Below are 8119 nucleotides of genomic sequence, written 5' to 3' on the forward strand. Positions count from 1 at the left end.
GTGTCCAGCGTCGGACCCATCTCGCCCCACCAGTTCATGAACTTCGGCTGCCAGCCCTCCAGCGCGCGCTGCAGCTTGCGGTTCGACGCAAGGTCGACGTTGTTCGGGATCTTGTCGTCGTAGTTGATCGAAGTCGTCATACCCGTCCCTTGTCGAAGACCGGCCGGCGGCCAGTGCCGTACCGGCGCAGCGCGCCGTCCTCGCCGGATGCGTTGGGGCGTAGGAAAATCCAGTTCTGCCAGGCGGACAGCCGGCCGAATATCTTGCTCTCCATGGTCTCCGGGCCGACGAACCGGTGGTTGGCCTCCATCCCGGTGCAGGCGTCCGGGCTGAGCGCGGCCCGGCCCTCGATGACGATCCGGATCTCGTCGTCCCAGTCGATGTCGTCCGGGGCGCCGGTGACCAGACCAAGCTCCAGCGCGTCCCTCGGCTCCAGCGGGCGGCCGGTCTCCTTTCCGTGCAACAGATCGAGCTGCTCCGGCTGGCCGTGGAACCGGGATGCGAGCCGGGAGATGCCGTTGCCCATGGGAAACAGGCCGAAGTTGGCCTCGGTGAGCCGAAGCGTGGCCGGTTGCTCGGCCTCCGCATCGTCGAGCATGTACTGCCGGTCGCAGGCGAACGCCAGCTCGGCGAGCATCCCGGCGAAGCAGGAGCCCGGTTCGATCAGCGCGATCAGGCTGCGGCTGGTGACGTCGAGCCGTTTGAGGGTGCGCTTGTAGTACTGCAGGATCTCGTTGGCAAGCCAGTCGTCGCGCTGGTCCAGCAGCAGGTTCTCGTGGTCGAGCACGGCCTGCGCGTCGCCGCTGCTGCGGATCACCCAGGTGCCCAGGTCGGGTTCGTTGGCACGCAACCGAAGGATGAGGTCGTCCAGCTCGCGGGTCAGCGCGAGCGGCCAGAACTCCGCGTCCAGCCCGGACATCGTCTCCGGAGGCGGATTGTCCGGGCCGTGCACGGTGATCGTGACCGTGCCGGCGTCCCGGTCGGTTTCGGTGCGCAGGTAGCGGTCCCGGCGCAGCGGGGTGAGCGTGAGCCCGGCGACCCCGCGCGGCCGGCCGGAGCGCGCGGCCAGTTCGGCGGCCCGCTCGCGGACGGTGTCGTCGAACCGGCGCGGCGGAGCCAGCTCGTCGACCAGCCGCCAGTCCACCGCGGTGCGGCCCTTGATGCCATCCGGTCGGGTGGCGAACACGTCCGCGAGGTCCTTGCGCACGCCGCGCTTGTCGACCAGCCGGGTCAGCCCGCCGGTGCCGGGCAGCACGCCCAGCAGTGGCACCTCGGGCAGCGCCACGGTGGAGGAGTTGTCGTCGACCAGCAGGATGTGGTCGCAGGCGAGGGCGAGCTCGTAGCCGCCGCCCGCGCACGAACCGTTCACCGCGGCCAGGTAGGTCTGCCCGGAGTGCGCGGTGGCGTCCTCCATGGCGTTGCGGGTCTCATTGGTGAACTTACAGAAGTTGACCTTCCAGGGATGCGCCGACGCGGCCAACATCCGGATGTTGGCCCCGGCGCAGAACACCTTGTCCTTGCCGCTGGTCAGGACGACCACGCGCACCTCGGGATGCTCGAAGCGCAACCGTTGGGTGGCGTCGTAGAGCTCGATGTCCACGCCGAGGTCGTAGGAGTTGAGCTTCAGCTCGTAGCCGGGGACCAGGCCCCCGGCCTCGTCGACGTCGAGCACCAGGGTGGCGACCTCGCCGTCGATCCGCAGTCGCCAGTGCCGGTAGTCCTCCGGGCGGGTGTCGAACGACACCGGGGCGTTCTCCACTCCCTCATTCTCTACACGTTCTCTCGGCAGCGTCAAGGTTATGTAGAAGAACTGCGCTGCCCCTTCGACCGCTCCTTCGGCCCTGCCGGACCGCCGGCCGATGCCCGACCTTGGCTGTATGTCCGAGACTCTTCTCAAACGTGGCGACAGCAGCGACGACGTGCGAACCGTGCAGGAGCGACTGACCGAGATCGGCTACTCGGCCGGCGGGTCGGACGGCGACTACGGCCGCAAGACCGAGGAGGCGGTCCAGGCCTTCCAGGCCGCCTATGGACTGCCGATCACCGGCTCCATCGACAACGACACCTGGGGCGCGCTGTTCTCCACCCCGGCCGAGGACCCCACCGCGCACGACCCGTCCGAGGCGCCCACCGGCGACGCGCTGGTGGACATCGCGCTCAAGCAGGTCAACGACCGCTACGACTTCGGCACCGACGCCGATGAGAACAATCCCAACGAGGACACGTTCGACTGCGCCGAGCTGATCTCCTGGAGCTGCGCCCAGTTGGGGATCGAGCTACCCAGCTACTCGGTGAGCCAGATGGACGCCGTCGCCGCCGCCGGGCTGGAATGCAGCGTCGAGGAGGCCAGCGGCATCCGTGGCGCCCTGCTGTTCCGCGAAGCCGGGCACAACGGCTCGCAGTACAACCACGTCGCCCTCTCCGTCGGCTCCGGCAACGAGACCATCGAAGCCATGGGCACCGCCTACGGCGTCGCCGTCGGCACCATCGGCCACCGCTTCACCCGCGCCGGCCTCATCCCCGGCATCACCTACAGCTGATCCCGGTCGCTCTCACTCGTTCGGGACCACGTGGCTGAGGTAGGCGGCGATGGTGTCGGCGAGGATGTCGGGGCCGGGGCGGGTCCAGAGGTCGGCGTTGAACACTTCGACTTCGATGGGGCCGGTGTAGCCGGCGGCGGTGACGGCCTGGGTGTAGCGGGGGATCTCGATGTGCCCGGCGCCGGGGAGGGCGCGGCCCAGGAGGACGCCCTCGGGTAGCGGGGTGACCCAGTCGGCGACCTGGTAGCCGGCGATCCGGTCCGCCGCGCCGGCTTCGGCGATCAGGGACCACACCTTCTCGTCCCACCACACGTGGTAGGTGTCGATCACGACGCCGACGTCGCGGGACGGGTAGCGGGCCGCGAGATCGAGCGCGGCGGCCAGGGTGGAGACCACGCCCCGGTCGGCGCAGTACATGGGGTGCATGGGTTCGACGGCAAGCCGGACCCCGGCCGCGCGGGCGTGCGGAACCAGCGTGTCGAGCGCCGTGGCGACGTGCGCCCGGGCGTCGTCCAGGGCGCGCCCGCCGAGGCCGCCGACGACCAGCACCAGCACCGGGGCGCCGAGGGTGGCCGCCTCGTCGATGGCCCGCCGGTTGTCGTCGAGCCAGTCGGCGGCGGTGAAGAACCCGCCCCGGCACAGGGAGCTCACCGAAAGTCCCGCGTCCCGCACCCGTTTGGCCGCCCGGGCCAGCCCGTGGTCGAGTACCGGGGCGCGCCACAGGCCGACCGAGCCGACCCCGGCCGCGGCGCATCCGTCGACCAGTTCGGCCAGCGCCCAGTTGTTCGCGGTCGCCTGGTTGAACGAGAACCGGGCCAGCGACCTCACTGGTCGACGCCGGCCACGGTGAAGTACGCGCGGGCCCGGGCCGCCGCCAACTCGGCGTCGGGTAACAGCCCGGCGGTGTCGGCGAGCTGCAGCAGCCGCGCGCAGTGCGCGGGCGAACGGGCCGCGTGCAGCCCGCCGACCATCACGAAGTGGCTCTGGTGCCCGGCCAGCCAGGACAGGAACACCACGCCGGTCTTGTAGTACTGGGTCGGCGGCCAGAACAGCCGCCGGGCCAACGGCACCGTGCCGTCCATGAGCTCCCGGAACCGCTCCGGCTGCCCCCGGTCCAGGGCCAGCAGCGCGCTCGCCGCCGCCGGCGCGATCACCGCGAACACCCCGAGCAGCGCGTCGGAGTAGCCCTGCTCGTCGCCGCCGATCAGTTCCGGGTAGTGGAAGTCGTCCCCGGTGTACATCCGCACCCCGGCCGGCAACCGGCGGCGCAGCGCCACCTCGAACCCGGCGTCGAGCAGCGACAGCTTGATCCCGTCGATCCGGTCGGCGTGTTCCTTGATCAGCGTCAGCACGGTGTTCGCCTGAGTGTCCACATCGGACGAACCCCAGTAGCCGGACAGCGCCGGGTCGAACTGCGGCCCGAGCCAGTGCAGCAGCACCTTCCGGTCCGACTGGGCGAGGAGGTCGCCGTACAGGGCCAGGTACTCCTCCGGCCGGGTGGCGGTGGCCGCGAGGTGGCGGCTGCACATGAGCACCGGCGTCGCGCCCACCGCCAGCACGTCCTCGAGTTGCTCGCGGTAGGCGTCGGCGATCCTGGGCAGCGTGCTGGGACCGTCCGGAAGCTGGTCGGTGCCGACCCCGGCGACGATCCGGCCGCCCACCGCGCGGGCGTGCTCGGCGGACCGGCTGATCAGCTCACGCACCGCCGGATAGTCCAGGCCCATGCCGCGCTGCGCGGTGTCCATCGCCTCGGCCACCCCGAAGCCGTGTCGCCACAGGTGGTCCCGGAAGGCCAGCGTCGCGTCCCAGTCCAGCGCCGCCCGCTCCCCCGGCGCGTTCTCGGCCGCCGGATCGGCGACGACATGCGCCGCCGCGTAGGCGATCCGGGTTCGCGGCGGGCCGGGCGGCGCCTCGAACGGGCTGCCGCCGCGCAGCCGGTAGCGCGTTCCGTCCGGCAACGTCACCGTGCTCACCGCACACCCCCAAGATCCGGAACCTCGATCCTACGGCCCTCGCGGACCGACCGCAGACCCAACTCGGCCAACTGCACACCGCGAGCGCCGGCCGCGAAGTCCAAACCAAACGGTCCGTTCTCCACCACGTGCCGCAGGAACTGCTCCCACTGCACCCGGAAGCCGTTGTGAAACTCCTGGTTGTCCGGAACCTCGGACCACACCCCGCGCGAGTCCGGCGCGACCGTCTGGTCCGGGTCCCAGACCGACTTCGGGGTCGCCGCGCGGTGCTGGGCCCGGCACCGGCGCAGCCCCGCCACCGCGGAGCCGTCCGTGCCATCCACCTGGAACTCGACCAGTTCGTCGCGGAACACCCGGACCGCCCAGGAGGAGTTGATCTGCGCGATCGCCCCGCCGGCCAACTCGAAGATCGCGTACGCGGCGTCGTCCGCCGTTGCCTGGTACGGCTCGCCGCTCTCGTCCCACCGGCGCGGGATGTGCGTGGTGGCGACGCAGTGCACCGCGCGCACCCCGCCGAACAGGTTCTCCAGCAGGTACTGCCAGTGCGGCAGCATGTCCAGCACGATCCCGCCGCCGTCCTCGGCGCGGTAGTTCCAGGACGGCCGCTGCGCCGGTTGCCAGTCCCCCTCGAACACCCAGTAGCCGAACTCGCCGCGCACGGACAGGATGCGCCCGAAGAACCCGATGTCGATCAGCCGCTTGAGTTTGCGCAGCCCGGGCAGGAACAGCTTGTCGGCCACCACCCCGGTGCGGACCCCGGCCGCGGCCGCGAGCCGGGTCAGCTCCAGCGCCCCGGCCAGGTCGCCGGCCAGCGGTTTCTCGGTGTAGATGTGCTTTCCGGCCTCGATGGCCGCGGCGACCGCCTTCTCCCGGCGCTGGGTGACCTGCGCATCGAAGTAGATCGACACGTCGTCGCGGGACAGCGCGGCGGACAGGTCGGTGGTCCAGTCGGACAGGCCGTGCCGCTCGGCGATCTCGGTCAGCTTGGCCTCGTTGCGACCGACCAGCACCGGCTCCGGCCACAGCCGGGTGCCGTCGGCGAGCGGCAGCCCGCCCTCCTCGCGGATCGCCAGCAGCGAGCGGACCAGATGCTGCCGGTACCCCATTCGTCCGGTCACACCATTGAGCACGATGCCGATCGGCCTGCGGTTCACCGACACCCTCCGAACATTGAGGCAAGCGCTTTCCTCAAGCCTAGGTGGTCCGGGCAGCGGGCGGAAGAGTTGACGCCGCCGGGCCGGACGGTTAGGAAGAGTGTCTAACTATCGGAGGCGACAATGCAGCTGGCCGGGTCGTCGCGGCTGCTGCGCGTGCTCAACGACGCCGCCGCGTTCGGCCACCTGCTCGACCGCGGCCCGCTCACCCGGGGTGAGCTGCGCGAGTTGACCGGCCTGGCCAAGCCCACCACCTCCGACGTGCTGCGCCGGTTGCGGGATGCCGGTCTGGTCACCGTGGTCGGCCGGACCAGCGGCGGGCCGGGTCCCAACGCCGAGGTGTACGCGGTCAACCCGGACGCCGGCTGGGCCGTGGCGGTCGCCGCGCGACCATCCGCGATCACGGCGGCGCTGTGTGACCTGTCCGGCACGGTCCGCGCCCGGCGGGAGAGCACCCCGGCCGCCGAGCCGGCCCGGGCGATCGCCGAGACGGTCCAGGCCGTCTGCCGGCAGGCCCGCGTTCCGCTGCGCCGGCTCGACCATGTCCGGATCGGCTGGTCCGGACCGGACCTGACCGAGCCGCTGGCCGGCCGGCTGCGCGCCGAGGTGGTCGTGGACAACCCCGCGAACCTGGCCGCGACGGCCGAGCGGGCCACCGGGACGACCGGCTTCGCCCTGCTCTGGCTGGGCGAGGACGGCCCCGCACTGTCCGTGGCGCTGGACGGCTCGGCGCCGCGCGGCAGCGGCGACATCGGCCGGTTGCCGGTGCCCGACGAACACGGCGACCGGCGTGAGTTCCGGGACCTGGTCAGCGGACCCGCCGCGCACGCCCTGGCCATCGAGGCGCTCGCCGAACGGATCGCGGTCGGGCTGGCGGCGATCGTCGCGGTGCTCGACCCGCCGCTGGTGGTGCTGGCCGGCGACGTCGCGGCGGCCGGCGGCGCACCGCTGGCCGGCGCGGTCACCGCGGCCCTGCACCGGCTGGCGGCGCGGCACACCAGGGTCACGGCCACCGGGGTCAGCGGGGATCCGGTGCTGCTGGGCGCGGTCGACGCGGCGCTCGCCGCCGTGCGCGCCACCGTGCTCGATCGGATCGGAGGACAACGGTGAAGGTGACGGTGGTCGGCGGCGGCTCGACCTACACCCCGGAACTGGTCGACGGGTTCGCCCGGCTGCACCGGGACCTGAGCGAACTGGTGCTGGTCGACCCGGCTGCCGACCGGCTGGACCTCGTCGGCCCGCTGGGCCGGCGCATCCTCGCCCGGCACGGGCATCCCGCCAACCTGGACTGGACCACCGACCTCGACGCCGGACTCGACGGCGCGGACGTGGTGATCCTGCAACTGCGGGTGGGCGGCCAGCGGGCCCGGATCAGCGACGAGACGTTCCCGCTGGAGTGCGGTTGCGTCGGCCAGGAGACCACCGGCGCCGGTGGTCTGGCCAAGGCGCTGCGCACGGTTCCGGTGGTGCTCGACATCGCCCGCCGGGCGCCCGCCGGCGCCTGGATCGTGGCGTTCACCAACCCGGTCGGGATCGTCACCCGGGCGCTGCTCGACGACGGCCACCGCGCGGTCGGCCTGTGCAACGTGGCGATCGGGTTGCAGCGCCGGTTCGCCGGCCTGCTCGACGTGCCACCGGACTCGGTGCTGCTGGACCACGTCGGGCTCAACCACCTGACCTGGGAGCGGGCCGCGACGGTGGGCGGGGTGGACCGGTTACCCGGCCTGCTCGCCGAGCACGGCGCCGAACTGGCCGAGCAGGTGCGGATCCCCCGGCGGATCCTCGAACTGACCGGCACCGTGCCGTCCTACTACCTGCGGTACTTCTACGGGCACGACGAGGTCGTCACCGAGCAGCGCACGACCCCCAGCCGGGGCGCGCGGGTCGCCGAGATCGAGCGGGAACTGCTGGCGCTCTACGCCGACCCGACCCTGGACACCAAACCGGGGCTGCTGTCCGAGCGGGGCGGCGCGTACTACTCGGAGGCCGCCGTCGGGTTGTTGGCGTCACTGCGCGGTGACGACGGCGCGGCGCACGCGGTCAACGTGCGCAACCACGGCACGTTTCGCACCCTGCCCGACGAGGCGGTGATCGAGGTGTCCTGCCGGGTCGGCGCGGACGGCGCGCGGCCGCTGCCCACCGCGCCGCTGGCACCGGACATCGCCGGACTGGTCGCCCACCATGCCGCCTACGAGGAACTGGCGGTGGCCGCCGCCCGATGCGGTGGCCGGGACCGGGTCTATCGCGCACTGCTCGCCCATCCCCTCGTCGGGCAGCATGACCTGGCCGACCGGTTGACGGATCTGTTGCTGGCGAACAACTCCGGTTTCCTCGGCTGGGCATCGTGAGCGTTCTGCTGGCCATCGACGGCGGCAACTCGAAAACCGAGGTCCTGGTGGTCGACCCGGCCGGGGCGGTGCTCGGCTACGCCCGAGGTGCCGGCAGCAACCAT

General features: G+C 72.0%; 7 protein-coding genes. 3 read left to right on the forward strand and 4 right to left on the reverse strand.

What is annotated here, in order from left to right:
* Window positions 1-136: 136 nt before the first annotated feature.
* Window positions 137-1759 carry a 2,3-epoxybenzoyl-CoA dihydrolase gene (boxC, locus tag VFO68_RS24950; RefSeq protein ID WP_325160809.1) on the reverse strand — a complete coding sequence of 541 codons (1623 nt, stop codon included), beginning with the start codon at window positions 1757-1759 and terminating at the stop codon, window positions 137-139.
* A 118-nt stretch (window positions 1760-1877) separates the two neighbouring features.
* Here boxC and VFO68_RS24955 point away from each other — a divergent pair, with 118 nt between their 5' ends.
* Window positions 1878-2540, forward strand: coding sequence for a peptidoglycan-binding protein (locus tag VFO68_RS24955; RefSeq protein WP_325160810.1), 663 nt, complete (start codon window positions 1878-1880; stop codon window positions 2538-2540).
* 12 nt (window positions 2541-2552) lie between these two features.
* Here VFO68_RS24955 and VFO68_RS24960 read toward each other — a convergent pair whose 3' ends face one another.
* The 3 genes from VFO68_RS24960 to VFO68_RS24970 are packed head-to-tail and all read right to left on the reverse strand — an operon-like array spanning window position 2553 to window position 5619.
* Window positions 2553-3359 carry a sugar phosphate isomerase/epimerase family protein gene (locus VFO68_RS24960; protein WP_325160815.1) on the reverse strand — a complete coding sequence of 269 codons (807 nt, stop codon included), beginning with the start codon at window positions 3357-3359 and terminating at the stop codon, window positions 2553-2555.
* 5 nt (window positions 3360-3364) lie between these two features.
* Window positions 3365-4513: a dihydrodipicolinate synthase family protein gene (locus VFO68_RS24965; RefSeq protein ID WP_325160811.1), complete on the reverse strand. Its 1149-nt coding sequence runs from the start codon at window positions 4511-4513 to the stop codon at window positions 3365-3367.
* On the reverse strand, window positions 4510-5619 hold the full coding sequence (locus tag VFO68_RS24970; RefSeq protein ID WP_414635565.1) for a Gfo/Idh/MocA family protein: 1110 nt from the start codon (window positions 5617-5619) through the stop codon (window positions 4510-4512). The genes VFO68_RS24965 and VFO68_RS24970 overlap by 4 nt, the downstream gene beginning before the upstream one ends.
* Window positions 5620-5790: 171 nt before the next feature.
* Between VFO68_RS24970 and VFO68_RS24975 the strand changes: the two genes are divergently transcribed.
* Window positions 5791-6777 (forward strand): MarR family transcriptional regulator, encoded by a 987-nt coding sequence (locus VFO68_RS24975; RefSeq protein ID WP_325160813.1) that lies wholly within the window; start codon window positions 5791-5793, stop codon window positions 6775-6777.
* Window positions 6774-8015, forward strand: a complete 1242-nt coding sequence (locus VFO68_RS24980; RefSeq protein ID WP_325160814.1) for a 6-phospho-beta-glucosidase — start codon at window positions 6774-6776, stop codon at window positions 8013-8015. The genes VFO68_RS24975 and VFO68_RS24980 overlap by 4 nt, the downstream gene beginning before the upstream one ends.
* Window positions 8016-8119 lie beyond the last annotated feature (104 nt).

The sequence above is a fragment of the Actinophytocola sp. genome (genome assembly GCF_035712165.1).
In the GTDB taxonomy this organism is placed as follows: Bacteria; Actinomycetota; Actinomycetes; order Mycobacteriales; family Pseudonocardiaceae; genus DASYTH01.